Annotated in this window: 25 protein-coding genes and 2 other annotated features; all 25 genes read left to right on the top strand. The window is 42.0% G+C overall.

Annotation, left to right across the window (positions count from 1 at the left end):
- Window positions 1-7 precede the first annotated feature (7 nt).
- The 25 genes from ispF to rplC all read left to right on the top strand — a co-directional run bounded on the left by ispF (window position 8) and on the right by rplC (window position 25,092).
- Window positions 8-484, top strand: coding sequence for a 2-C-methyl-D-erythritol 2,4-cyclodiphosphate synthase (gene ispF, locus FNL97_RS17290; protein ID WP_062677077.1), 477 nt, complete (start codon window positions 8-10; stop codon window positions 482-484).
- 114 nt (window positions 485-598) lie between these two features.
- A complete protein-coding gene (gene gltX / locus FNL97_RS17285) occupies window positions 599-2,059 on the top strand; it encodes a glutamate--tRNA ligase (RefSeq protein WP_062677078.1) in 1,461 nt (486 codons plus the stop codon).
- Window positions 2,060-2,098: 39 nt separating this feature from the next.
- Window positions 2,099-2,331: a binding site (T-box leader), on the top strand.
- A gap of 71 nt (window positions 2,332-2,402) precedes the next feature.
- On the top strand, window positions 2,403-3,074 hold the full coding sequence (gene cysE / locus FNL97_RS17280) for a serine O-acetyltransferase (protein ID WP_143416242.1): 672 nt from the start codon (window positions 2,403-2,405) through the stop codon (window positions 3,072-3,074).
- Window positions 3,052-4,452, top strand: a complete 1,401-nt coding sequence (gene cysS, locus FNL97_RS17275; protein ID WP_012748864.1) for a cysteine--tRNA ligase — start codon at window positions 3,052-3,054, stop codon at window positions 4,450-4,452. The genes cysE and cysS overlap by 23 nt, the downstream gene beginning before the upstream one ends.
- A 6-nt stretch (window positions 4,453-4,458) precedes the next feature.
- On the top strand, window positions 4,459-4,878 hold the full coding sequence (locus FNL97_RS17270; protein WP_012748865.1) for a Mini-ribonuclease 3: 420 nt from the start codon (window positions 4,459-4,461) through the stop codon (window positions 4,876-4,878).
- Window positions 4,879-4,880: 2 nt separating this feature from the next.
- Window positions 4,881-5,618, top strand: coding sequence for a 23S rRNA (guanosine(2251)-2'-O)-methyltransferase RlmB (rlmB, locus tag FNL97_RS17265; protein ID WP_143416241.1), 738 nt, complete (start codon window positions 4,881-4,883; stop codon window positions 5,616-5,618).
- Between the two features lie 4 nt (window positions 5,619-5,622).
- Complete coding sequence (locus tag FNL97_RS17260; RefSeq protein ID WP_062677079.1) at window positions 5,623-6,135, top strand: NYN domain-containing protein; 513 nt, start codon at window positions 5,623-5,625, stop codon at window positions 6,133-6,135.
- A 69-nt stretch (window positions 6,136-6,204) separates the two neighbouring features.
- Complete coding sequence (sigH, locus tag FNL97_RS17255; protein ID WP_062677080.1) at window positions 6,205-6,855, top strand: RNA polymerase sporulation sigma factor SigH; 651 nt, start codon at window positions 6,205-6,207, stop codon at window positions 6,853-6,855.
- An 89-nt stretch (window positions 6,856-6,944) separates the two neighbouring features.
- Window positions 6,945-7,094 carry a 50S ribosomal protein L33 gene (gene rpmG / locus FNL97_RS17250; protein WP_012748869.1) on the top strand — a complete coding sequence of 50 codons (150 nt, stop codon included), beginning with the start codon at window positions 6,945-6,947 and terminating at the stop codon, window positions 7,092-7,094.
- Window positions 7,095-7,136: 42 nt separating this feature from the next.
- The gene (secE, locus tag FNL97_RS17245; RefSeq protein WP_012748870.1) at window positions 7,137-7,319 is read left to right on the top strand and encodes a preprotein translocase subunit SecE; all 183 of its coding nucleotides are present in this window, start codon (window positions 7,137-7,139) and stop codon (window positions 7,317-7,319) included.
- Window positions 7,320-7,447: 128 nt separating this feature from the next.
- Window positions 7,448-7,981 carry a transcription termination/antitermination protein NusG gene (nusG, locus tag FNL97_RS17240; protein ID WP_012748871.1) on the top strand — a complete coding sequence of 178 codons (534 nt, stop codon included), beginning with the start codon at window positions 7,448-7,450 and terminating at the stop codon, window positions 7,979-7,981.
- Between the two features lie 247 nt (window positions 7,982-8,228).
- Window positions 8,229-8,654, top strand: a complete 426-nt coding sequence (rplK, locus tag FNL97_RS17235) for a 50S ribosomal protein L11 (RefSeq protein WP_012748872.1) — start codon at window positions 8,229-8,231, stop codon at window positions 8,652-8,654.
- Window positions 8,655-8,762: 108 nt separating this feature from the next.
- Window positions 8,763-9,464, top strand: coding sequence for a 50S ribosomal protein L1 (rplA, locus tag FNL97_RS17230; RefSeq protein WP_012748873.1), 702 nt, complete (start codon window positions 8,763-8,765; stop codon window positions 9,462-9,464).
- Window positions 9,465-9,511: 47 nt separating this feature from the next.
- Window positions 9,512-9,665: a sequence feature (ribosomal protein L10 leader region), on the top strand.
- A gap of 44 nt (window positions 9,666-9,709) precedes the next feature.
- Window positions 9,710-10,210, top strand: a complete 501-nt coding sequence (gene rplJ / locus FNL97_RS17225) for a 50S ribosomal protein L10 (protein WP_012748874.1) — start codon at window positions 9,710-9,712, stop codon at window positions 10,208-10,210.
- A 53-nt stretch (window positions 10,211-10,263) separates the two neighbouring features.
- Window positions 10,264-10,629 (top strand): 50S ribosomal protein L7/L12, encoded by a 366-nt coding sequence (rplL, locus tag FNL97_RS17220; RefSeq protein WP_041269549.1) that lies wholly within the window; start codon window positions 10,264-10,266, stop codon window positions 10,627-10,629.
- 102 nt (window positions 10,630-10,731) lie between these two features.
- Window positions 10,732-11,334, top strand: coding sequence for a class I SAM-dependent methyltransferase (locus tag FNL97_RS17215; RefSeq protein WP_012748876.1), 603 nt, complete (start codon window positions 10,732-10,734; stop codon window positions 11,332-11,334).
- A gap of 221 nt (window positions 11,335-11,555) precedes the next feature.
- Window positions 11,556-15,113 (top strand): DNA-directed RNA polymerase subunit beta, encoded by a 3,558-nt coding sequence (rpoB, locus tag FNL97_RS17210; protein WP_062756067.1) that lies wholly within the window; start codon window positions 11,556-11,558, stop codon window positions 15,111-15,113.
- A 139-nt stretch (window positions 15,114-15,252) separates the two neighbouring features.
- The gene (gene rpoC / locus FNL97_RS17205; protein WP_062677085.1) at window positions 15,253-18,852 is read left to right on the top strand and encodes a DNA-directed RNA polymerase subunit beta'; all 3,600 of its coding nucleotides are present in this window, start codon (window positions 15,253-15,255) and stop codon (window positions 18,850-18,852) included.
- A gap of 132 nt (window positions 18,853-18,984) precedes the next feature.
- A complete protein-coding gene (locus FNL97_RS17200) occupies window positions 18,985-19,233 on the top strand; it encodes a 50S ribosomal protein L7ae-like protein (RefSeq protein WP_062677086.1) in 249 nt (82 codons plus the stop codon).
- 104 nt (window positions 19,234-19,337) lie between these two features.
- On the top strand, window positions 19,338-19,760 hold the full coding sequence (gene rpsL / locus FNL97_RS17195) for a 30S ribosomal protein S12 (protein WP_062677087.1): 423 nt from the start codon (window positions 19,338-19,340) through the stop codon (window positions 19,758-19,760).
- A 37-nt stretch (window positions 19,761-19,797) separates the two neighbouring features.
- Window positions 19,798-20,268, top strand: coding sequence for a 30S ribosomal protein S7 (gene rpsG, locus FNL97_RS17190; RefSeq protein WP_012748881.1), 471 nt, complete (start codon window positions 19,798-19,800; stop codon window positions 20,266-20,268).
- A gap of 150 nt (window positions 20,269-20,418) precedes the next feature.
- Entirely contained in the window at window positions 20,419-22,497 is a 2,079-nt protein-coding gene (fusA, locus tag FNL97_RS17185) for an elongation factor G (protein WP_143416240.1), read from the top strand.
- 146 nt (window positions 22,498-22,643) lie between these two features.
- Window positions 22,644-23,831, top strand: coding sequence for an elongation factor Tu (gene tuf / locus FNL97_RS17180; RefSeq protein ID WP_143416239.1), 1,188 nt, complete (start codon window positions 22,644-22,646; stop codon window positions 23,829-23,831).
- A gap of 296 nt (window positions 23,832-24,127) precedes the next feature.
- Entirely contained in the window at window positions 24,128-24,436 is a 309-nt protein-coding gene (rpsJ, locus tag FNL97_RS17175; protein ID WP_003247558.1) for a 30S ribosomal protein S10, read from the top strand.
- A gap of 20 nt (window positions 24,437-24,456) precedes the next feature.
- A complete protein-coding gene (gene rplC, locus FNL97_RS17170; RefSeq protein ID WP_012748884.1) occupies window positions 24,457-25,092 on the top strand; it encodes a 50S ribosomal protein L3 in 636 nt (211 codons plus the stop codon).
- The last annotated feature ends 16 nt before the right edge of the window (window positions 25,093-25,108 follow it).

The following is a 25,108-nucleotide window of genomic DNA, read 5'->3' as shown; positions in this document are numbered from 1 at the left end:
TAACTACATGTTTCGCATTGGTCAAGGATTTGATGTTCATCAGCTTGTCGAGGGCCGTCCCCTCATCATTGGAGGCGTTCGCATTCCATACGAAAAAGGGTTGCTCGGCCATTCCGATGCCGATGTATTGTTGCATGCGGTCGCAGATGCATGTTTAGGAGCAATTGCTGCAGGTGATATTGGCAAGCATTTTCCAGATACCGATGACTGCTATAAGGACGCTGATTCTGCGCTATTATTAAAACAAGTATGGGAATTAGTCAAGCAGCAAGGATACGAACTTGCTAATCTCGATTGCACGATTATCGCACAAAAGCCAAAGATGGCGCCACATATTGAGCAAATGAAAGAAAACATTGCGAATTTGTTAGAAGGAGAACTGTCACAAGTCAATGTCAAAGCAACAACGACGGAAAAGTTAGGTTTTACTGGCCGAGAAGAAGGAATTGCTGCTCAAGCGGTCGTATTATTGCAAAAAAAATAAAATAAACATCATATTGCTTACTTGTATAGCCTCAAACAATCCATTTTGAACTTTGCTCATATAAAATGTACAATAGTGGTACAAGTTTGATTAGATATTGGAGGGTTATTGACGATGTCACAAGAAGTGAGAGTGCGATACGCACCGAGCCCAACCGGTCATTTACATATTGGTGGTGCAAGAACGGCGTTATTTAACTATTTATTTGCTCGTCATCATAATGGAAAATTTATTGTACGTATTGAGGATACGGATATCGAACGAAACGTAGAAGGTGGCGAACAGTCGCAGTTAGAAAACCTAAAATGGTTAGGCATTGATTATGACGAGTCGGTGGATAAAGACGGCGGATACGGTCCATATCGCCAAACGGAACGTCTCGATATATATCGTAAATACGTGAATGAACTTTTAGAAAAAGGATATGCGTATAAATGTTTCTGCACGCCAGAAGAGCTGGAAAAAGAGCGGGAAGCGCAACGAGCAGCAGGAATTGCAGCGCCGCAATATAGCGGAAAGTGCCGCCATTTAACGAAAGAACAAGTCGCACAATTGGAAGCAGAAGGAAAGCCGTATACGATTCGTGTAAAAGTACCTGAAGGAAAAGTATATGAATTTGAAGATATCGTACGTGGAAAAGTGACGTTTGAATCAAAAGATATTGGCGATTGGGTCATTATGAAAGCAAACGGCATCCCAACATACAATTTTGCTGTTGTTATTGATGACCACTTAATGAAAATTACCCACGTGTTCCGCGGTGAAGAACATTTATCGAACACGCCGAAACAGTTAATGATTTACGACTATTTCGGGTGGGAGCCGCCGAAATTTGCTCATTTAACGTTAATTGTAAATGAGAATCGCAAAAAACTTTCAAAACGTGATGAATCGATTATTCAATTTGTTTCTCAATATAAAGAGCTTGGCTATTTGCCAGAAGCGTTGTTTAACTTCTTTGCACTATTAGGATGGTCACCAGAAGGGGAAGAAGAAATTTTCTCGAAAGAGGAACTCATTCGTATTTTTGATGTTTCCCGATTGTCCAAATCACCATCGATGTTCGATACGAAAAAGTTGACATGGATGAATAACCAATATATTAAAAAACTAGACTTAGACCGATTAGTGGAAATTTCATTGCCGCACTTGATTAAAGCCGGCCGCCTGCCAGAACAAATGAGTGAAGAACAACGTCAATGGGCGCGTGATTTAATTGCATTATACCAAGAACAAATGAGTTATGGAGCGGAAATTGTAGAGCTATCGGAGTTGTTCTTTAAAGAAGACATTGAGTATAATGAAGAAGCGAAAGAAGTGTTAGCTGGCGAACAAGTCCCTGATGTGTTAAAAACATTTTTAGAAGAAGTGAAACAGCTTGAGCCGTTTACGGCAGAAAATATTAAAGCGGCAATTAAATCGGTGCAAAAAGCGACAGGACAAAAAGGGAAAAAATTGTTTATGCCGATTCGCGTTGCGGTAACAGGGCAAACACACGGCCCGGAACTGCCATTTGCGATTCAATTATTAGGAAAGGAAAAAGTTATAAGCCGATTAGAAAAAGTAATTCATTAACCTTTTTATCCGTTTTTCATATAGTAAAAATAAAATATAGAAAAAGCGTTGACGAGGAGAAGTAGAAAACATTGGCATTCCAGAGAGAATCACCTTGGCTGGAAGTGATTCATGACCGATGTTTTTGAAATGCCCCTCGGAGCCTCCTTTCGAACCAGAGCAGAGACGTTCTGTAGTAGATAGGAGCGGAGTTTCTCCGTTATCAGATTGGAGTGAGCTAAACGAATCGTTTAGCTAAACAGAGTGGAACCGCGCCTAGAAGCGTCTCTGTGTCATTGGCACAGAGACGCTTTTTTCATAGATGTACTTTCCGCAAATTTGATGAAAGTGGAGGGAGGTTCATATGTTTAAAACACTTAAGGAAGATATTGAGGTGATTTTTGAGCAAGATCCAGCAGCAAGAAGCTATTTAGAAGTTATTTTAACATACTCTGGTCTTCACGCGATTTGGGCGCACCGTATTGCTCATGCATTATATAAGCGTAAATTTTACTTTCTTGCCCGCCTTATTTCGCAAATTAGCCGCTTTTTTACAGGCATTGAAATTCACCCGGGAGCGAAAATCGGCCGCCGCTTTTTCATCGATCATGGCATGGGTGTGGTGATTGGCGAAACATGTGAAATTGGAGATAATGTAACTGTGTATCAAGGTGTAACATTAGGAGGAACAGGGAAAGAAAAAGGAAAGCGCCATCCAACGATTAAAGACAACTGCTTAATTGCAGCAGGTGCGAAAGTGCTCGGTTCCATTACGATTGGAGAAAACTCAAAAATCGGAGCAGGTTCTGTTGTGTTGAAAGACGTTCCACCGAATTCCACGGTTGTTGGCATTCCGGGACGAGTGGTTGTCCGCAATGGTGTGAAAGTGAAAAAAGACTTAAATCATACGGACTTGCCAGATCCGGTTGCCGATCGCATTAAAGAGTTAGAAGCAGAAATTGCAAGATTGCGTGAAGAAATTGAAATCTTAAAGAAGGAAAGGAAGGTCGAAGATGAGCAGCATTCGACTTTATAACACGTTAACAAGAAAAAAGGAACTGTTTGAACCGCTAGAACCGAATAAAGTAAAAATGTATGTATGCGGTCCAACCGTATATAACTATATTCATATTGGGAACGCCCGCGCCGCGATTGTGTTTGATACGATTCGCCGTTACCTAGAGTTTCGCGGTTATGAAGTGAAATACGTCTCCAATTTTACGGATGTGGATGACAAGTTAATTAAGGCGGCGCGCGAATTAGGAGAAGATGTGCCGACAATCGCGGAGCGTTTTATTCAAGCGTATTTTGAAGATATTACAGCGCTTGGATGCAAAAAAGCGGATGTTCATCCACGCGTAACGGAAAATATAGATACGATTATTGAATTTATTCAAACATTAATCGATAGAGGTTATGCATACGAAGTAGACGGGGATGTGTACTATCGTACAAGGAAATTTAAAGAATATGGAAAACTCTCGCATCAATCTATTGATGAACTAAAAGCGGGAGCGCGCATTGAAGTAGGGGAAAAGAAAGAAGATCCGCTTGATTTTGCGTTATGGAAAGCGGCAAAAGAAGGCGAAATTTGCTGGGATAGCCCGTGGGGAAAAGGGCGTCCGGGATGGCATATCGAGTGCTCGGCAATGGCGCGTAAATATTTAGGGGATACGATTGATATTCATGCCGGTGGTCAAGATTTGACGTTTCCTCATCATGAAAACGAAATTGCACAATCAGAAGCGTTAACAGGAAAACCGTTTGCGAAATATTGGCTTCATAACGGATATTTAAATATTAATAACGAAAAAATGTCAAAATCGCTAGGTAATTTTGTGCTCGTTCACGATATTATCCAGCAAATCGATCCGCAAGTATTACGGTTCTTTATGCTTTCTGTTCATTACCGACATCCGATTAACTATAGTGAAGAATTATTAGAAAGCGCGAAAAAAGGATTGGAACGGTTAAAAACGTCCTATTTTAATTTAAAACATCGATTGCAAAGCAGCACGAACTTAACCGATGATGATGATCAATGGCTTGCGCGCATTCAAGAGCAACATGAGGCATTTATTCGGGAGATGGACGATGATTTTAACACAGCCAATGGGATTGCCGTGTTATTTGAGCTATCGAAACAAGCGAACTTATATTTGCTGGAAAAAAATACGTCCGAACGCGTCATTCATGCATTTTTGCGTGAATTTGAACAGCTGTTAGATGTACTGGGCATTACGTTGCAAGAAGAGGAATTATTGGACGAGGAAATCGAAGCGCTTATTCAAAAGCGGAACGAAGCGAGAAAAAATCGGAATTTTGCTTTAGCGGATCAAATTCGTGATGAATTAAAGGCGAAAAACATTATTTTAGAAGATACGCCGCAAGGTACGAGATGGAAAAGAGGATAAGATGCGATGAGTCTTTTACAGCCGATCAAAGATGTAAAACAACTAAACGGATTAGCGCTTGCTTACATTGGGGATGCCGTATACGAACTTTATGTACGGCATCACCTTCTTTCAAACGGAAATGTGAAGCCGCATCAGCTTCATAAACAAGCGATTCAATATGTATCAGCGAAAGCACAAGCAAAAGTGTTGTTAACATTATTAGAAAATGAATTATTAACAGAAGAAGAGCAGTCGGTCGTTCGCCGGGGGAGAAACGCCAAATCTGGTACGATTCCCAAAAACACGGATGTGCAGACGTACCGATATAGTACAGCATTTGAAGCGCTTATTGGCTATCATTTTTTAGGAAATAATGAAAAACGAGTTGAGGAGATTATTCGCTGTTCTTTTGCGATTATTGAAGGTGAGGAAAGGGAGTTGTAGCAATGGATTTTATTATTGGAAAAAATCCTGTTATCGAGGCATTGAAATCAGAAAGGGAAATTAACAAGATTTGGATAGCAGAAGGTGTGCAGCGCAACTCTATCCAACCGATTATTCAGCTTGCTAAGCAAAATGGTGTGCTTGTGCAATATGTTCCGAAAAAAAAGCTTGATCAAATGGTGGAAGGGGCGCACCAAGGAGTTGTCGCTCAAGTTGCAGCATACCGTTATTACGAGGTGGATGATTTATTTGCGCGAGCATCCGAAAAAAACGAACCGCCATTTTTTCTCATTCTTGATGAATTGGAAGATCCACATAACTTAGGTTCGATTATGCGAACGGCTGATGCTGTAGGCGCCCACGGAATCATTATCCCGAAACGCCGCTCTGTCGGATTGACGGCAACGGTCGCAAAAGCTTCGACAGGTGCGATCGAATATATTCCTGTTGCACGAGTGACGAATTTAGCAAGAACAATTGATGAATTAAAAGAGCGCGGTGTATGGATTGTTGGAACAGATGCCAAAGCAAAAGATGACTATCGCTCCCTTGACGGAACGATGCCGCTGGCTCTTGTCATTGGCAGTGAAGGAAAAGGAATCGGAAGGCTCATTTTAGAAAAATGCGATTTTCTCATTCGCCTGCCGATGAGAGGGCATGTTACGTCATTGAACGCTTCTGTCGCTGCAAGTCTTCTCATGTATGAGGTGTACCGCAAACGTTATCCGCAAGGAGAATAAATCGATGAATATTCTGATTGTCGATGGCTATAACATGATCGGTGCTTGGCCGGAGCTTCGCAAGCTGAAAGAGGAGGATGACCTTGCTGCGGCAAGGGATTTATTGATTTCCAAAATGGCCGAGTACCAAGGATTTACCGGTGATCAAGTCATTATTGTTTTCGATGCGCACCTCATACAAGGGAATGAGAAAAAATATAAAGATCATCAAGTTGAAGTTATTTTTACAAAAGAAAATGAGACAGCGGATGAGCGGATTGAAAGGTTAGCAAAAAGCTTAATTAATGTGCAAACAAAGGTGTATGTCGCCACGTCGGATTATACGGAGCAATGGACGATTTTTAGTCAAGGGGCGTTGCGTAAGTCGGCACGTGAACTTTTAGTCGAAATGGAGTCTATCGAAAAGGCTATTTCAAAAAAAATACAAAATATACAAGAACAAACTCCTATGTCTAAAGTTCCATTGACAGATGAAATTGCTGAAATTTTCGAAAGATGGCGAAGAGGGCAAAAATGAGCGGTTGACGCTGTAAAAATTTGTACTGTATAATAAATTCTAGCGATTTATGCGGTCGGGGGGATCAGCGTGTGCGATTGCTTCAAAGAAAAAACATATAAAAACTATAAACATTTGGAAGATGAGCAATTAGTTGAACTTGTACATCAAGGGGATGGAGATGCGCTAGATTTTTTGATTCATAAGTATCAAAATTTTGTACGTGCCAAAGCGCGCTCTTATTTTTTAGTCGGCGCCGATCGGGAAGATATCATTCAAGAAGGAATGATTGGTTTATATAAGGCGGTTCGCGATTTTAAAGGGGACAAGCTTTCCTCTTTTAAAGCGTTTGCAGAACTTTGTATTACAAGGCAGATGATCACTGCAATTAAAACAGCGACAAGACAAAAACATATTCCGCTTAATTCTTATGTATCTTTGGATAGACCTATTTATGATGATGAATCAGACCGGACGCTGATGGATGTCATTTCTGGAACGAAAGCGATGGATCCAGAAGAACTGATCGTCAATCGCGAGGAAGTCGATGATATCGAGGTGAAAATGACCGAACTGCTCAGCGATTTAGAGCGGAAAGTGCTTGCTTTATATTTAGATGGTCGCTCATATCAAGAAATTTCTGAAGAGCTAAATCGCCATGTCAAATCGATTGATAACGCCCTTCAGCGCGTAAAAAGAAAACTGGAAAAATATTTGGAATATCGTGAAATTAGTCTTTAGGAGAAGACTTTTATTTTCCTGAAGTCATTGACATAGGAATACGTGTATGGTAAATTTTTATGGACATCCTTTAGAACGGTGGGACATTCATGAGGAAAAAAATTATTTTAGCTTGCAGTCAATGCAATAGTCGAAATTATGTTACAATGAAAAACGTCAACCGTTGTCAAGAACGCTTTGAAACGAGCAAATTTTGCAAAACTTGCAATATGCATACGACCCACCGCGAAACGAAATAAAGCAATGTGGGCAGCTCGTACGTTTGTTGGAGGTTACTAATCATGCAACGAATAATGAATTTTTTTAAAGAAGTAGCACGGGAAATGAAAAAAGTAAGCTGGCCAAGCCGAAAAGAACTTGTCAATTATACGGCTATTGTATTGGCCACCGTTGTGTTTTTTACGGTCTTTTTCGCTATTGTTGATCTAGGTATTTCTAAATTAATTCGTCTTGTTTTTGAATAAGTCTTTTGCCCATATGATATAATGAAAGATAATAAAGCGAACGTATAGCCCGGTAACGGGTTTTTGTTTTGCTTAAAAAAGGAAACCAAACCGATTTAGGGAGGGAAAGGACAGTCAAGTCCTCATCGATGGAGAAAAATTGGTATGTCATTCATACGTATTCAGGCTATGAAAATAAAGTAAAAGCCAACTTGGAAAAGCGCGTGGAATCAATGGGTATGCAAGATAAAATTTTTCGCATCGTCGTTCCTGAAGAAACGGAAACAGATACAAAAAACGGAAAGAAGAAGGCAACAAAGAAAAAAGTATTTCCAGGGTATGTGTTAGTGGAGATGGTGATGACCGATGATTCCTGGTATGTAGTACGCAACACGCCAGGAGTAACAGGGTTTGTTGGATCAAGCGGGGCAGGTTCAAAACCAACGCCACTTCTTGAAGAGGAAGTCGAAATGATTTTAAAACGAATGGGTATGCCGTTGACGGAGATCGATGTAGACTATGAATTAAATGAAACGGTAAGGGTGAAAGAAGGTCCTTTTGCTAACTTTACCGGTAAAATTGAAGAGATCGATCTAGATAAGAGAAAAGTAAAAGTGCTTGTCAATATGTTTGGTCGCGAAACACCAGTGGAATTTGAGTTTTCACAAATTGAAAAAATATAATGGAAAACAACTTGCAATCGAAATAGAAAAGTGATAATATTTTAAAGTCAGTATGTCTCGTGAATCGAGGCAAACAATTGGTTTGCATTTGGCAATGAACTTATACAAGTTTGTATAAGGGAGCGTTTTTCTAACACGCAGATCCTCTCAACCGAAACGAGAGAATACGGAAAAGGGCTATAGTTAGCCTTATGAGTGGGAGGGACAATCCCTAATACCACATCACGGACTTAAGGAGGTGTGTCTCGTGGCAAAAAAAGTTATAAAAGTCGTGAAACTACAAATTCCTGCAGGTAAAGCAAATCCGGCACCACCAGTTGGTCCAGCGTTAGGTCAAGCCGGTGTTAATATTATGGCATTTTGTAAAGAGTTCAATGCTCGCACAGCTGACCAAGCGGGTTTAATTATTCCGGTTGAAATTACGGTTTTTGAAGACCGTTCATTTACATTTATTACGAAAACTCCGCCAGCTGCAGTATTATTGAAAAAAGCGGCCGGCATTGAATCTGGTTCTGGTGAACCAAACCGTAATAAAGTAGCGACAATCAAACGCGATAAAGTGCGCGAGATTGCCGAAATGAAAATGCCGGATTTAAACGCAGCGAGCATCGAAGCTGCGATGCGCATGGTTGAAGGTACAGCCCGCAGCATGGGTATTGTTATCGAAGACTAATGTGCATAAAGTTGGCTGAGGAGGTTGCGACTATAAGGAGAAATCCTTTTCGCAACCTTTATTCGTGGGAGGTCATTCCGCTAAAACCACAATAAGGAGGAATTTTACATGCCAAAAAGAGGGAAAAAATATTTAGAAGCAGCAAAGCTTGTGGATCGCTTCAAAGCGTATCCGATTGCAGAAGCAATTGAACTTGTGAAGAAAACAAACATTGCGAAATTCGACGCTACAGTAGAAGTTGCGTTCCGTTTAGGTGTTGATCCGAAAAAAGCCGATCAACAAATTCGCGGTGCGGTTGTATTGCCTCATGGTACAGGAAAAGTACAACGCGTATTAGTATTCGCGAAAGGCGAAAAAGCAAAAGAAGCGGAAGCAGCTGGCGCTGATTACGTTGGCGATACAGAGTATATCAACAAAATTCAACAAGGTTGGTTCGATTTTGACGTTGTTGTCGCTACTCCAGATATGATGGGTGAAGTTGGTAAATTAGGACGTATTTTAGGTCCGAAAGGGTTAATGCCAAACCCGAAAACAGGCACTGTTACATTTGATGTTGCGAAAGCGGTGCAAGAAATTAAAGCTGGTAAAGTAGAATACCGCGTTGACAAAGCCGGCAACATTCATGTACCGATTGGTAAAGTGTCATTTGATAACGAGAAACTGGCAGAAAACTTCACTACGATTTACGAGGCGATTTTAAAAGCAAAACCAGCCGCTGCAAAAGGTACTTACGTGAAAAACGTAACGATTACTTCAACGATGGGCCCTGGCATCAAAGTAGACCCGTCTACAGTAGCGGTAGCGCAATAAATATTGACTTCTTTCAATCCTTTTAGTAAAATGTTTTTTGTCTGAAAAAATGAATATCATTTGTACCGTAGACAGTAGGTGCTCTTAGGAGCTTAATATCCTACCGAGGTATTTGTACGATAGAAAAACGCGTTCAAGGTCATTTTGCGCGTTTTACGATACCTCCATGTCTACGTGGCATGGAGGTTTTTTGTTGATGCGGTATAAGTGGTGTTTTCATTTTATCTTCCACAGGAGGTGTAAAAATGAGCAGTGCGATCGAACTCAAAAAACAAATTGTAGCAGAGATAGCTGAAAAATTCCGCGCCAGCAAATCTACGGTTATCGTAGACTACCGCGGCTTAAACGTAGCGGAAGTTACAGAACTTCGCAAGCGACTTCGCGAAGCAGGCGTTGAGTTCAAAGTGTATAAAAACACATTAACTCGCCGTGCGTTAGCGGAAGTTGGCTTAGAAGGATTAAATGATGTATTTACTGGGCCAAATGCGATTGCATTTAGCAAAGAAGATGTTGTAGCGCCTGCGAAAATTTTAAGCGAATTTGCTAAAGACCATGAAGCGCTTGAAATTAAAGCAGGTGTCATTGAAGGCAACATTGCAACACTTGAAGAAATCAACGCGCTTGCAAAACTTCCTTCCCGCGAAGGCTTGCTTTCTATGTTGCTTAGCGTTCTTCAAGCTCCAATTCGCAACTTTGCGCTTGTTGCAAAAGCAGTTGCGGACAAAAAAGAGGAACAAAGCGCATAATTTCTCTTTCGTTTATGCTATAAAACCATAATGATATTAAGGAGGAACTGATGATGACAAAAGAACAAATCATTGAAGCGGTTAAAAATATGACTGTATTAGAATTAAACGAATTAGTAAAAGCAATTGAAGAAGAGTTCGGCGTCACTGCTGCTGCTCCTGTAGTAGTTGCTGGCGGTGCTGCTGGCGGCGATGCTGCTGCTGAAAAAACTGAATTTGATGTTATTCTTGCTGACGCTGGTGCGCAAAAAATTAAAGTTATCAAAGTTGTTCGTGAAATCACTGGCCTTGGCTTGAAAGAAGCAAAAGACTTAGTTGATAACACTCCAAAACCAATTAAAGAAGGCGTTTCTAAAGAAGAAGCAGAAGAAATCAAAGCGAAACTTGAAGAAGTTGGCGCTAGCGTAGAAGTGAAATAATTGTCATTCGCGCAGAAAAAGCTCGCTGAAACCAGCGGGCTTTTTTATTTATAAGAAAATGGGTATGATGAAAATAAATCAGTAAATAGAAGGGTGATGTCATTGAGCGAACATTATTACTCTTCCACTCCATCGTCGGAAAGCAATCCCCATACGTGGGCATTTACATTGCGGGGCAATGAACTGACGTTTACGACAGATAGTGGTGTATTTTCGAAACGAGAAGTTGATTTTGGGACACGCTTGCTTATTGAAACGTTTGAAGAACCGAAAGTAGATGGTGATTTTTTAGATGTAGGTTGCGGATACGGTCCGATCGGTTTATCTATTGCCAAGGCATTTCCAAACCGACATGTAGACATGATTGATATAAACAAACGTGCTCTTGAGCTGGCAAATGAAAATAAACATGCTAACCATATTACCAACGCTTCCATTTATGAAAGTGATTTATTTGCGCAAGTAGGAGATAAAAAGTTTGCTGCGATTTTGACAAATCCACCGATTCGCGCTGGGAAACGTGTTGTTCATGCCATTTTTGAACAAAGTGCTGCCCATCTTTATCCTAACGGAGAATTATGGGTTGTGATTCAGAAAAAACAAGGGGCTCCTTCTGCATTAAAAAAACTGCAGGAAATATTCTCGTATGTAGAAGTTGTGACAAAGAAAAAAGGATATTATATCATAAAGTCAAAAAAATGTTGACAGTATTCTATGGTTGTGGTAGTATTATAAAATGCTAAATATGTACATTTCATCGCAAGGATATGACGTATAATTTTATCCATAATGGGAAGAATGATAAAATCAATAAACAGGTAAAAATATGGTTTTCTATAATAGAAACCATTTTCTTTTTTTCTCCATTATAGCTGAAGGTTTACCTTCCATTTTGATTAATGTTTAAATTTTGAGGGGTGAATCAGTTGACAGGCCGACTAGTTCAATATGGACGACACCGCCAACGAAGAAGTTACGCGCGTATTAGTGAAGTGCTAGAATTGCCAAATCTTATTGAGATTCAGACTTCCTCTTATAAATGGTTTCTTGATGAAGGATTGCGGGAAATGTTTAAAGAAATTTCCCCGATTGAAGACTTTTCCGGTAATCTTTCTCTTGAGTTTATTGATTATAGTTTAGGGGAGCCAAAATATACTGTTGAAGAGGCAAAAGAACGCGATGTTACATATGCCGCACCACTTCGCGTAAAAGTACGTTTAATTAATAAAGAGACTGGTGAAGTAAAAGAACAAGATGTCTTTATGGGCGATTTTCCGTTAATGACAGAAACAGGAACGTTTATCATTAACGGGGCGGAACGTGTTATTGTGTCACAGCTTGTCCGCTCTCCAAGCGTTTATTATAGTGAAAAGGTTGATAAAAACGGAAAACGCGGTTATTCGGCAACGGTTATTCCGAACCGCGGTGCGTGGTTAGAATACGAAACAGACGCAAAAGATGTTGTATATGTCCGTATTGATCGCACTCGTAAACTACCAGTTACGGTGCTTCTTCGTGCGCTCGGGTTTGGTTCCGATCAGGAAATTATCGATTTAATCGGTGATAATGAATATCTTCGCAACACGCTTGAAAAAGATAATACGGATAGCACTGAAAAAGCGCTCATTGAAATTTACGAGCGTTTGCGTCCAGGTGAACCACCGACGATTGAAAACGCGAAAAATTTGTTAATCTCCCGCTTTTTTGATCCAAAACGTTATGACTTAGCAAGCGTTGGACGTTATAAAATTAACAAAAAACTTCATATTAAAAACCGTCTGTTTAACCAACGTCTTGCCGAAACATTGGTAAATCCGGAAACTGGTGAAATCATTGCGGAAAAAGGAACGCTTATTGATCGAAGAACGTTAAATCGAATTTTACCGTACCTTGAAAACGGCGTTGGATTACAAGTTTATAAACCTGTCGGTGGCGTAGTAGATGAAGAATTTGCGTTACAGTCTATTAAAATTTATTCACCAAACGACGCGGATGGAGAAAAAGTTATTAATGTCATCAGCAACGGCTATATTGCCGAAGATGTGAAACATATTACTCCTGCGGATATTATTGCTTCGATTAGCTATTTCTTTAACTTATTACACGGAGTCGGTGACACGGATGATATTGACCATTTAGGAAATCGCCGTCTTCGTTCTGTCGGCGAATTATTGCAAAACCAATTCCGGATTGGCTTGTCACGCATGGAGCGAGTGGTTCGTGAGCGCATGTCCATTCAAGATACAAACACGATCACTCCGCAACAGCTGATTAACATTCGTCCTGTCATTGCAGCGATTAAAGAGTTTTTCGGAAGCTCACAGCTTTCACAATTTATGGACCAAACGAACCCGCTTGCTGAATTGACGCATAAACGCCGCCTTTCTGCGTTAGGACCGGGTGGTTTAACTCGTGAACGCGCAGGTTTCGAGGTGCGTGACGTTCACTATTCACACTATGGACGAATGTGCCCGATTGAAACACCTGAAGGTCCAAACATTGGGTTGATCAACTCACTATCTACGTATGCAAAAGTAAATAAATTTGGTTTTATCGAAACGCCATATCGACGTGTCGATCCGGAGACAGGAAGAGTTACCGATCAAATTGATTATTTAACAGCCGATGAAGAAGATAACTATGTTATAGCACAAGCGAACGTCCCTCTAGCGGAAGATGGAACGTTCTTAGAAGAAAATGTAGTTGCTCGTTTCCGCGGGGAAAACATTGTCGTAAAACGCGACCGCGTCGACTATATGGACGTATCGCCAAAACAAGTTGTATCAGCAGCGACAGCCTGCATTCCATTTTTGGAAAACGACGACTCGAACCGTGCGCTTATGGGAGCGAACATGCAGCGTCAAGCAGTTCCATTGTTAGAGCCAGAAGCGCCAATTGTCGGTACAGGAATGGAATATGTGTCCGCAAAAGACTCCGGTGCCGCTGTTATTTGTAAACATCGCGGCATTGTCGAACGAGTGGAGGCAAAGGAAATTTGGGTTCGCCGCCTCATTGAAGTGGACGGAAAAGAAGTAAAAGGTGATCTTGATAAATATCGTCTTTTGAAATTCGTTCGTTCGAACCAAGGGACTTGTTACAATCAACGCCCGATTGTGAAAAAAGGCGATATCGTTGAAAAAGGCGAAATTTTAGCAGATGGTCCATCCATGGATAAAGGTGAGCTTGCACTCGGCCGCAACGTACTGGTTGCCTTTATGACATGGGATGGATACAACTATGAAGACGCGATTATCATGAGCGAACGTCTTGTCAAAGAAGACGTATATACGTCCATCCATATCGAGGAGTATGAAGCAGAATCCCGTGATACAAAACTTGGTCCGGAAGAAATCACGCGCGATATTCCAAACGTTGGTGAAGACGCGCTACGGAACTTGGACGAACGTGGAATTGTCCGCATTGGCGCGGAAGTAAAAGACGGTGATTTGCTCGTTGGTAAAGTAACACCGAAAGGAATGACGGAGCTTACAGCAGAAGAACGGCTGTTACATGCTATTTTCGGTGAGAAAGCGCGCGAGGTGCGTGATACGTCTCTTCGAGTTCCACATGGTGGCGGCGGTATTGTCCTTGATGTGAAGGTCTTTAACCGCGAGGACGGAGATGAGCTTCCGCCAGGTGTTAACCAGCTTGTCCGTGTTTATATCGTGCAAAAACGGAAAATTTCCGAAGGCGATAAAATGGCAGGACGCCATGGAAACAAAGGGGTTATTTCGCGAATTTTACCGGAAGAAGATATGCCGTTCTTACCAGACGGTACTCCAATTGATATTATGTTAAACCCTTTAGGCGTTCCGTCGCGTATGAATATCGGGCAAGTGTTCGAATTGCATCTCGGTATGGCAGCGAAGAAGCTCGGCCTCCATATTGCATCGCCAGTATTTGATGGGGCTATGGAAGAAGACGTATGGAACATTTTAGAAGAAGCAGGAATGCCGCGTGACGCAAAAACGGTTTTATACGATGGCAGAACGGGTGAGCCGTTTGATAACCGCGTATCTGTCGGTATTATGTACATGATTAAGCTTGCTCACATGGTTGACGATAAGCTTCATGCCCGTTCAACGGGACCGTACTCGCTCGTTACGCAGCAACCACTTGGCGGTAAAGCGCAATTTGGCGGGCAGCGCTTCGGCGAAATGGAAGTGTGGGCGCTCGAAGCTTATGGCGCTGCATATACATTGCAAGAAATACTTACAGTCAAATCGGACGATGTCGTCGGTCGTGTGAAAACATATGAAGCAATCGTCAAAGGTGAGAACATACCAGAACCAGGTGTGCCGGAATCGTTTAAAGTGTTGATTAAAGAGCTGCAAAGCTTAGGTATGGATGTAACCATTTTGACTAGCGACGAAAAAGAAATTAACATGGAAAACTTTGATGAAGATGATGATCATAGTGCGGATGCCATTGTTCCAGAAGTGAAGTCGACAGAGAACGAAAAAGATGTCGTCACAAAAGAATAAGCTTATTGAACGGTGATGGGGGAGTTGATCCTCCATCACTTTCAAGATGTTATGACTCACAAAAGAACGTTCACTACTAACCTTTATTTCATAAAAGCAATCGAGGCAAAACCGAGTGATAAAGAGGGAGGTATACCCCTTGCTAGATGTAAATAAATTTGAATACATGAAAATCGGGCTCGCTTCACCGGAGAAAATCCGTTCTTGGTCGTACGGTGAAGTAAAAAAACCAGAAACGATTAACTATCGTACATTGAAACCAGAAAAAGACGGATTATTTTGTGAGCGTATTTTCGGACCAACAAAAGATTGGGAATGTCATTGTGGAAAATATAAGCGCGTACGTTATAAAGGTGTTGTCTGCGACCGTTGCGGTGTCGAAGTGACTCGCTCGAAAGTCCGTCGTGAACGGATGGGTCATATTGAACTAGCAGCTCCTGTTTCACATATTTGGTATTTCAAAGGAATCCCAAGCCGTATGGGACTCGTTTTGGACATGTCGCCACGTGCGTTAGAGGAAGTGATTTATTTCGCTTCATACGTTGTGACTGATCCAGGTGATACGCCACTGGAGAAAAAACAATTGCTTTCCGAAAAAGAATATCGTGCGTATCGTGAAAAATACGGGCAATCGTTCCAAGCCTCCATGGGTGCAGAGGCAATTAAAAAACTTCTTCAAGATATCGACTTAGAAAAAGAAGTGGCAACGTTAAAAGAGGAGTTAAAAACAGCACAGGGGCAGCGACGCGCCCGCATTATTAAGCGATTGGAAGTGTTAGAGGCGTTCCGGAATTCAGGCAACGATCCTGCTTGGATGGTGCTTGATGTGCTTCCTGTTATTCCTCCTGAATTGCGGCCGATGGTGCAATTAGACGGTGGACGCTTTGCGACATCAGACCTCAATGATTTATATCGCCGTGTCATTAACCGAAACAACCGCTTAAAACGTTTATTAGATCTTGGTGCACCAAACATTATTGTGCAAAACGAAAAACGGATGCTTCAAGAAGCGGTCGATGCGTTAATCGATAACGGTCGACGGGGACGTCCGGTAACAGGACCTGGGAACCGTCCGCTAAAATCGCTCTCTCATATGTTAAAAGGGAAACAAGGTCGTTTCCGTCAAAACTTGCTTGGTAAGCGTGTAGACTATTCAGGCCGTTCGGTTATTGTCGTCGGTCCGAACTTGAAAATGTATCAATGCGGCTTGCCGAAAGAAATGGCGCTTGAGCTCTTTAAACCGTTTGTGATGAAAGAGCTTGTCGAACGTGGATTAGCGCACAACATTAAAAGTGCAAAACGGAAAATTGAGCGCGTCCATCCGGAAGTATGGGATGTGTTAGAAGATGTGATTAAAGAGCATCCGGTATTACTTAACCGTGCCCCAACTCTTCACCGATTAGGTATTCAAGCGTTCGAGCCAACGCTTGTTGAAGGTCGCGCGATTCGCTTGCATCCGCTTGTATGTACAGCATATAACGCTGACTTTGACGGAGACCAAATGGCCGTGCACGTTCCGCTATCCGCGGAAGCTCAGGCAGAAGCGCGATTGCTCATGCTGGCCGCGCAAAATATTTTGAACCCGAAAGACGGAAAACCAGTTGTTACTCCTTCGCAAGACATGGTTTTAGGTAACTATTATTTAACGATGGAACGTGAAGGAGCAATCGGTGAAGGAATGGTATTTAAAGATACGGATGAAGCGTTGCTTGCGTATCATAATGGTTATGTCCATTTACATTCACGAATCGCCGTTCATGCCGGTTCATTGAAAAATGAAACGTTTACGGAAGAGCAAAATAACAAACTGCTTATTACAACAGTTGGAAAACTTATTTTCAACGAAATTTTACCAAACTCATTCCCTTATATTAACGAGCCGACAACTGAAAATATCGAAGGGCGGACACCGGATAAATACTTCCTCGATAAAGGTGCAAATGTAAAAGAAGAAATTCGCAAGCGCGAACTTGTTCCACCGTTTAAGAAAAAAGTGCTCGGACAAATTATCGCTGAGGTATTTAAGCGGTTCAAAATTACAGAAACATCGAAGATGCTTGACCGCATGAAAGATTTAGGGTTCCAATATTCAACAAAAGCCGGCATTACGATTGGGGTTGCCGACATTGTCGTATTACCGGAAAAACAAGAAATTCTTGAAGAAGCACAAGCAAAAGTCGACACGGTCTTAAAACAATTCCGACGCGGTTTAATTACTGACGAAGAGCGCTATGAACGTGTCATTTCGATTTGGAGCGAAGCGAAAGACAAAATTCAAGACAGACTGATGAAATCGCTCGATAAACGCAACCCAATCTTTATGATGAGCGATTCTGGAGCTCGCGGTAACGCATCAAACTTTACGCAGCTTGCCGGAATGCGCGGTCTCATGGCAAACCCAGCGGGACGCATCATCGAATTGCCGATCAAATCTTCGTTCCGTGAAGGATTAACGGTATTGGAATACTTTATTTCTACACACGGAGCGCGTAAAGGGCTTGCTGATACCGCACTAAAAACAGCAGACTCCGGTTATCTCACAAGACGTCTTGTCGATGTGGCGCAAGATGTCATTGTTCGTGAAGAGGATTGCGGTACGGACCGTGGTATTCTTGCAAGAGCATTAACGGACGGTGCAGAAGTCATTGTCAAACTAGAAGAGCGTCTTGTCGGTCGCTATGCGCAAAAAACGGTGAAACATCCGGAAACAGGCGAAATACTCGTTCGCAAAGACGAAATGATCACCGAAGATATTGCGAACGCGATTATTAAAGCAGGCATTAAAGAAGTATGGATCCGCTCTGCCTTTACATGTAATACAAGACACGGTGTATGTAAAAAATGTTACGGTCGTAACTTGGCGACAGGTGCGGATGTGGAAGTTGGCGAAGCGGTCGGTATTATCGCTGCACAATCGATCGGTGAACCTGGTACGCAGTTAACGATGCGTACGTTCCACACAGGCGGTGTTGCCGGCGACGATATTACCCAAGGTTTGCCGCGTGTTCAAGAGCTGTTTGAAGCACGTAATCCGAAAGGGCAAGCGGTTATTTCAGAAATTGACGGAATCGTCACTTCGATTAACCAAACGCGTGATCGTCAATATGAAATTGTCGTAAAAGGCGAGGTCGAGACACGCTCTTACATTGCTCCTTATAACGCAAGATTAAAAGTAGAGGAAGGGCAACAAGTAGAGCGTGGTCAAGAACTTACCGAAGGATCCATTGATCCAAAACAATTATTAAAAGTAAGGGACGTTACGTCCGTTCAAGAATATTTATTGCGTGAAGTACAAAAGGTATATAGAATGCAAGGGGTAGAAATTAGCGATAAACATATCGAAGTAATGGTTCGTCAAATGCTTCGTAAAGTGCGCGTCATTGATGCGGGGGATACAGACGTCCTGCCTGGAACGTTATTAGATGTGCATCAATTTACGGACGTGAACGAAAAAGCGCTTCTTGAAGGAAAACGTCCAGCAACGGCTCGCCCAGTATTGCTTGGTATTACAAAAGCATCGCTAGAAACTGATTCGTTCTTATCAGCGGCATCGTTCCAAGAAACGACACGCGTTTTAACCGATGCGGCGATCAAAGGAAAACGGGATGAGTTGCTCGGCTTAAAAGAAAATGTTATTATCGGCAAGCTTGTTCCAGCAGGAACTGGAATGGCGCGCTATCGTAAAGTAAAACCGGTAATTAAGAAAGAAGCAAATGAGGACGCGGTTACTTCTAAATAATTGGTTGTTACCAGCAAAGGACGATTCCTTTGCTGGTAACAAATTGTTTAAAAATATAGTTGACAATGTCTTATGAAAATGATAGTCTAATAAAGGTGTTCCGAAAACCTGGTACTTTGGAGGATATGTTACATGTCTTATGAAAAAGTATTGCAGGCTGGAAAAATTGTTGTAGGAACAAAGCAAACAGTAAGAGCTCTGAAAGAAGGAAAGGCGCTGGAAGTTATCGTTGCGGAAGATGCTGATCCATCCATTATCGATAAAGTGATGGAAGCGGCAAAAGAAGCGAACGTTCCAGTTGCGAAAGTGGATTCCATGAAGAAACTTGGGAAAGCATGCAAAATTCAAGTAGGAGCAGCTGCTGTAGCGATCATTCGTTAAAAACCGTTTTTGTGGTTTTTACTACAAAAACTTTGTTTTTGCATAAATAATGAACCGCCTGGATATGTGGGCTTGAGTTTGTATGTGAAGGGAGGAAATTTAATATGCCTACAATTAACCAACTAGTTCGCAAAGGTCGCGAGAAAAAAGTGGTAAAATCAAAATCGCCTGCATTAAATAAAGGGTACAACAGCTTCAAAAAAATACAAACAAACGTGCCTTCTCCGCAAAAACGCGGTGTTTGTACACGTGTTGGCACGATGACTCCGAAAAAGCCAAACTCTGCGCTTCGTAAATACGCGCGTGTTCGTTTAACGAACGGTATTGAGGTAACGGCTTATATCCCTGGTATCGGTCATAACTTGCAAGAACACAGTGTCGTGTTAATTCGCGGCGGACGTGTAAAAGACTTGCCAGGGGTGCGTTATCACATTATTCGTGGTGCCCTAGATACAGCAGGTGTAGCGAACCGTATGCAAGGTCGTTCAAAATACGGCGCGAAAAAACCAAAAGAATCGAAAAAATAATATGAAATAGGATTTTTTGTTGAAAGGAGGAAAAAATATGCCACGTAGAGGTCCAGTTCCAAAACGAGACGTACTACCAGATCCAATTTACAATTCAAAACTAGTGACCCGTCTTATCAATAAAATTATGATTGACGGTAAAAAAGGAAAAGCGCAAAAAATTCTTTATACGGCATTTGATATTATTCGCGAGCGTACGGGTAAAGATCCAATGGAAGTATTTGAGCAAGCGTTGAAAAACGTAATGCCTGTGCTTGAAGTTCGTGCACGTCGTGTTGGTGGTGCAAACTATCAAGTTCCTGTTGAGGTTCGCCCAGATCGTCGCGTTACATTAGGTCTTCGCTGGTTAGTGCAGTATGCTCGTCTCCGCGGTGAAAGAACGATGGAAGAGCGTCTTGCGAATGAAATTATGGACGCTGCAAACAACACTGGCGCAGCTGTGAAAAAACGCGAAGATACACACAAAATGGCAGAAGCAAACAAAGCGTTTGCACATTATCGTTGGTAATTACGGTTCTTTATTGATAATCTACAAGGGAGAATAGGTGATGGTGGCCGGGAAACTTGCCGCCAATTCACCTATATTCCTATATTATTATGATTTTGTATTAGCGAATATCACATGATACTTATTTGAAGGAAGGAGAAAATAACCACCATGGCAAGAGAGTTCTCCTTAGAAAACACTCGAAACATTGGGATTATGGCGCATATTGACGCTGGTAAGACGACAACAACAGAGCGCATCTTGTTCTATACTGGCCGTATTCATAAAATTGGGGAAACTCATGAAGGTGCTTCCCAAATGGACTGGATGGAACAAGAACAAGAGCGCGGGATTACGATTACATCTGCTGCGACAACAGCACAATGGAAAGGGCATCGCATCAATATCATCGATACACCAGGGCACGTAGACTTTACGGTAGAAGTTGAACGTTCTCTTCGTGTACTTGACGGTGCGATCACTGTTCTTGACGCGCAATCTGGTGTAGAACCGCAAACAGAAACAGTATGGCGCCAAGCGACTACATACGGGGTTCCACGTATCGTATTCGTTAACAAAATGGATAAAATTGGCGCGGACTTTTTGTATTCCGTAAAAACGCTTCATGACCGCTTGCAAGCAAACGCGCATCCTGTGCAATTGCCAATCGGCGCGGAGGACCAATTCTCCGGCATTATTGACCTTGTGGAAATGTGCGCGTACCATTATCATGATGAGCTTGGCAAAAATATTGAGCGCATTGAAATTCCAGAAGATTACCGCGATATGGCGGAAGAATATCGCAACAAGCTCATTGAAGCAGTTGCGGAATTAGATGAAGAGCTTATGATGAAATATTTAGAAGGGGAAGAAATTACAAAAGAAGAATTGAAAGCTGCGATTCGTAAAGCGACGATTAGCGTGGAATTCTTCCCTGTATTCTGCGGCTCCGCATTTAAAAACAAAGGGGTTCAGTTATTGCTTGACGGAGTTGTAGACTATCTGCCTTCTCCTGTGGACATCCCTCCAATTAAAGGGGTCGTTCCGGATACAGAAGAAGAAGTAGTTCGTGAAGCAGACGATGACGCTCCGTTCGCAGCATTAGCGTTCAAAATCATGACTGACCCTTACGTTGGTAAATTAACGTTCTTCCGCGTGTACTCTGGTACGCTTGATTCTGGTTCATATGTCATGAACTCGACAAAACGCAAACGCGAACGTATCGGTCGTATCCTACAAATGCATGCGAACCACCGTCAGGAAATTTCGAAAGTATATGCCGGTGACATCGCGGCAGCTGTAGGTTTAAAAGATACAACAACAGGCGATACTCTATGTGATGAAAAGAACCTTGTTGTATTAGAATCAATGGAATTCCCTGAACCAGTTATTAACGTAGCCATTGAGCCAAAATCAAAAGCAGACCAAGATAAAATGAGCCAAGCATTGCAAAAGTTACAAGAAGAAGACCCAACATTCCGTGCTTGGACAGATCCGGAAACTGGCCAAACGATCATTGCTGGTATGGGTGAGCTCCATCTTGACATCATCGTTGACCGTATGCGCCGTGAATTTAAAGTGGAAGCGAATGTTGGCGCTCCACAAGTTGCATACCGCGAAACATTCCGCAAATCGGCGCAAGTGGAAGGGAAATTCATCCGTCAATCTGGTGGTCGCGGTCAATACGGTCACGTTTGGATTGAATTCTCGCCAAACGAACGCGGAAAAGGGTTCGAATTCGAAAACGCGATTGTCGGTGGGGTTGTTCCGAAAGAATATATACCGGCAGTCCAAGCAGGTCTTGAAGAAGCAATGCAAAACGGGGTTCTTGCCGGATATCCAGTGGTCGACATCAAAGCGAAACTATTTGATGGTTCTTACCATGATGTCGACTCCAGCGAAATGGCGTTCAAAATCGCAGCTTCTTTAGCATTGAAAAACGCTGCGACTAAATGTGACCCTGTGTTGCTTGAGCCAATCATGAAAGTCGAAGTAATTATTCCAGAAGAATATCTTGGCGATATTATGGGTGATATCACTTCCCGCCGTGGACGCGTAGAAGGTATGGAAGCTCGCGGCAACGCGCAAGTCGTTCGCGCGATGGTTCCACTAGCGGAAATGTTTGGATACGCTACTTCGCTACGCTCTAACACACAAGGACGTGGAACATTCACGATGGTATTTGACCATTATGAAGAAGTTCCGAAAAACATTGCAGATGAAATCATCAAAAAAAATAAGGGTGAATAATTGATTTCTGTCTGCAGTTTCGCTATAAATACTTATGTAAGACTTGGGAGCAAATATGACAAGTGTTTGCTCCCGGGCATTCTATAATTATAAATTTAATTTTTAATTTAAAAATTAATTATTCTAATTTTAAGGAGGATACTATAATGGCTAAAGAGAAATTCGAACGTACGAAACCACACGTCAATATTGGTACTATCGGCCACGTTGACCATGGTAAAACTACGTTAACTGCTGCAATTACAACAGTTCTTGCAAAACAAGGTAAAGCACAAGCTAAAGCATACGATCAAATCGATGCTGCTCCAGAAGAACGCGAACGCGGTATCACAATCTCTACTGCACACGTTGAGTATGAAACTGATAAACGCCACTACGCTCACGTTGACTGCCCTGGTCACGCTGACTACGTGAAAAACATGATCACAGGCGCAGCGCAAATGGACGGCGCAATTCTTGTTGTGTCTGCAGCTGACGGTCCAATGCCACAAACTCGCGAACACATTCTTCTTTCTCGCCAAGTAGGTGTACCATACATCGTTGTATTCTTGAACAAATGCGATATGGTAGACGACGAAGAATTGTTAGAACTAGTTGAAATGGAAGTTCGCGATCTATTATCTGAATATGACTTCCCTGGCGATGAAGTACCTGTTATCAAAGGTTCTGCGTTAAAAGCACTTGAAGGCGATCCACAATGGGAAGAAAAAATTATTGAACTTATGAATGCAGTTGATGAATACATTCCAACTCCACAACGTGAAATTGACAAACCATTTATGATGCCAATCGAAGACGTATTCTCGATCACTGGTCGTGGTACAGTTGCAACTGGCCGTGTTGAACGCGGTACGTTAAAAGTTGGTGACGCTGTAGAAATCGTTGGTCTTTCTGACGAGCCAAAATCTACAACGGTTACTGGTGTAGAAATGTTCCGGAAACTTCTTGACCAAGCAGAAGCTGGTGACAACATCGGTGCACTTCTTCGCGGGGTATCTCGTGATGAAGTAGAACGCGGTCAAGTATTGGCAAAACCAGGCTCTATCACACCACACACAAAATTTAAAGCACAAGTTTACGTTTTAACGAAAGAAGAAGGTGGACGTCATACTCCATTCTTCTCTAACTACCGTCCACAATTCTACTTCCGTACAACAGACGTAACAGGCATCATCACGCTTCCAGAAGGCGTTGAAATGGTTATGCCTGGCGACAACGTTGAAATGACAGTAGAATTAATCGCGCCAATCGCGATCGAAGAAGGTACAAAATTCTCGATCCGTGAAGGCGGACGTACAGTAGGCGCTGGTTCTGTATCTGAAATTATTGAATAATAACAGCCCTACTAAAAAGCAGGTTTGCGTTTGCAAACCTGCTTTTATTTTGTTTGCGCAATTTTTTGACAAGTTGAAAATGCTCATTAGCTATGTATAATATAATAAGTGTGTAGAAAAAACAAAGAAATTGCTTGCAATCTCGTTTACATATCTGTATAATATCAAATGTTGGTCTTTGACTGCGATGAAGTGGAAGGTTGCTGACACACCCGGTCGCTTTGCCATGGCGAGTGTGCAGGAAATTTCCATGGAGAATGTCTATTTTCAAAATAGGCGAAGAAGGAGGGAAAACAATGGCAAAGGAAAAAATTCGTATCCGTTTAAAAGCTTACGATCATCGAATTCTTGATCAATCTGCTGAGAAAATCGTAGAAACAGCGAAACGTTCCGGGGCAAAAGTGTCCGGTCCGATTCCGTTGCCAACGGAAAGAACTGTTTATACGATTTTGCGTGCTGTTCACAAGTATAAAGACTCTCGTGAACAATTCGAAATGCGTACACATAAACGTTTGATCGATATCGTAAATCCTACTCCACAAACGGTAGATTCATTAATGCGTCTTGACTTACCGTCTGGTGTTGATATTGAAATTAAACTTTAATTTAGCAGGAGGTGTGACGAATGACCAAGGGAATCTTAGGGAGAAAAATTGGTATGACGCAAGTATTCGCGGAAAACGGCGACTTAATTCCTGTAACCGTCATCGAAGCGACTCCAAACGTGGTATTGCAAAAGAAAACAATTGAAAAAGACGGTTACGAAGCGATTCAATTAGGTTTTGAAGATATAAGCGAAAAACGCGCCAATAAACCGCAAATCGGTCATGCTGCGAAAGCGAATACTGCACCTAAGCGCTTCATCCGTGAAATTCGCGGCGCAAATATTGATGAATATGAAGTTGGTCAGGAAGTCAAAGTAGATATTTTCGCTGAAGGCGATATTGTTGATGTTACTGGAATTTCAAAAGGGAAAGGATTCCAAGGCGCAATCAAACGTCATGGACAATCTCGCGGGCCAATGGCACACGGTTCTCGCTATCATCGTCGTCCTGGTTCAATGGGTGCGATTGCTCCAAACCGTGTATTTAAATCAAAAGAATTGCCAGGTCGCATGGGTGGCCAACGTGTAACAATCCAAAACTTAAAAATTGTCAAAGTGGATCCAGAACGCAACCTTCTTCTTATTAAAGGAAACGTACCTGGTCCAAGAAAAGGATTAGTCATCGTTAAAAGCGCAGTGAAAGCAAAAGCAAAATAATACTTTGCTAGGAAAG

Source organism: Geobacillus sp. E263 (genome assembly GCF_007197795.1).
GTDB lineage: Bacteria > Bacillota > Bacilli > Bacillales > Anoxybacillaceae > Parageobacillus_B > Parageobacillus_B toebii.
Note: the sequence above shows the minus strand (reverse complement) of the source record. Positions and strands in the feature narration are given on the sequence as shown.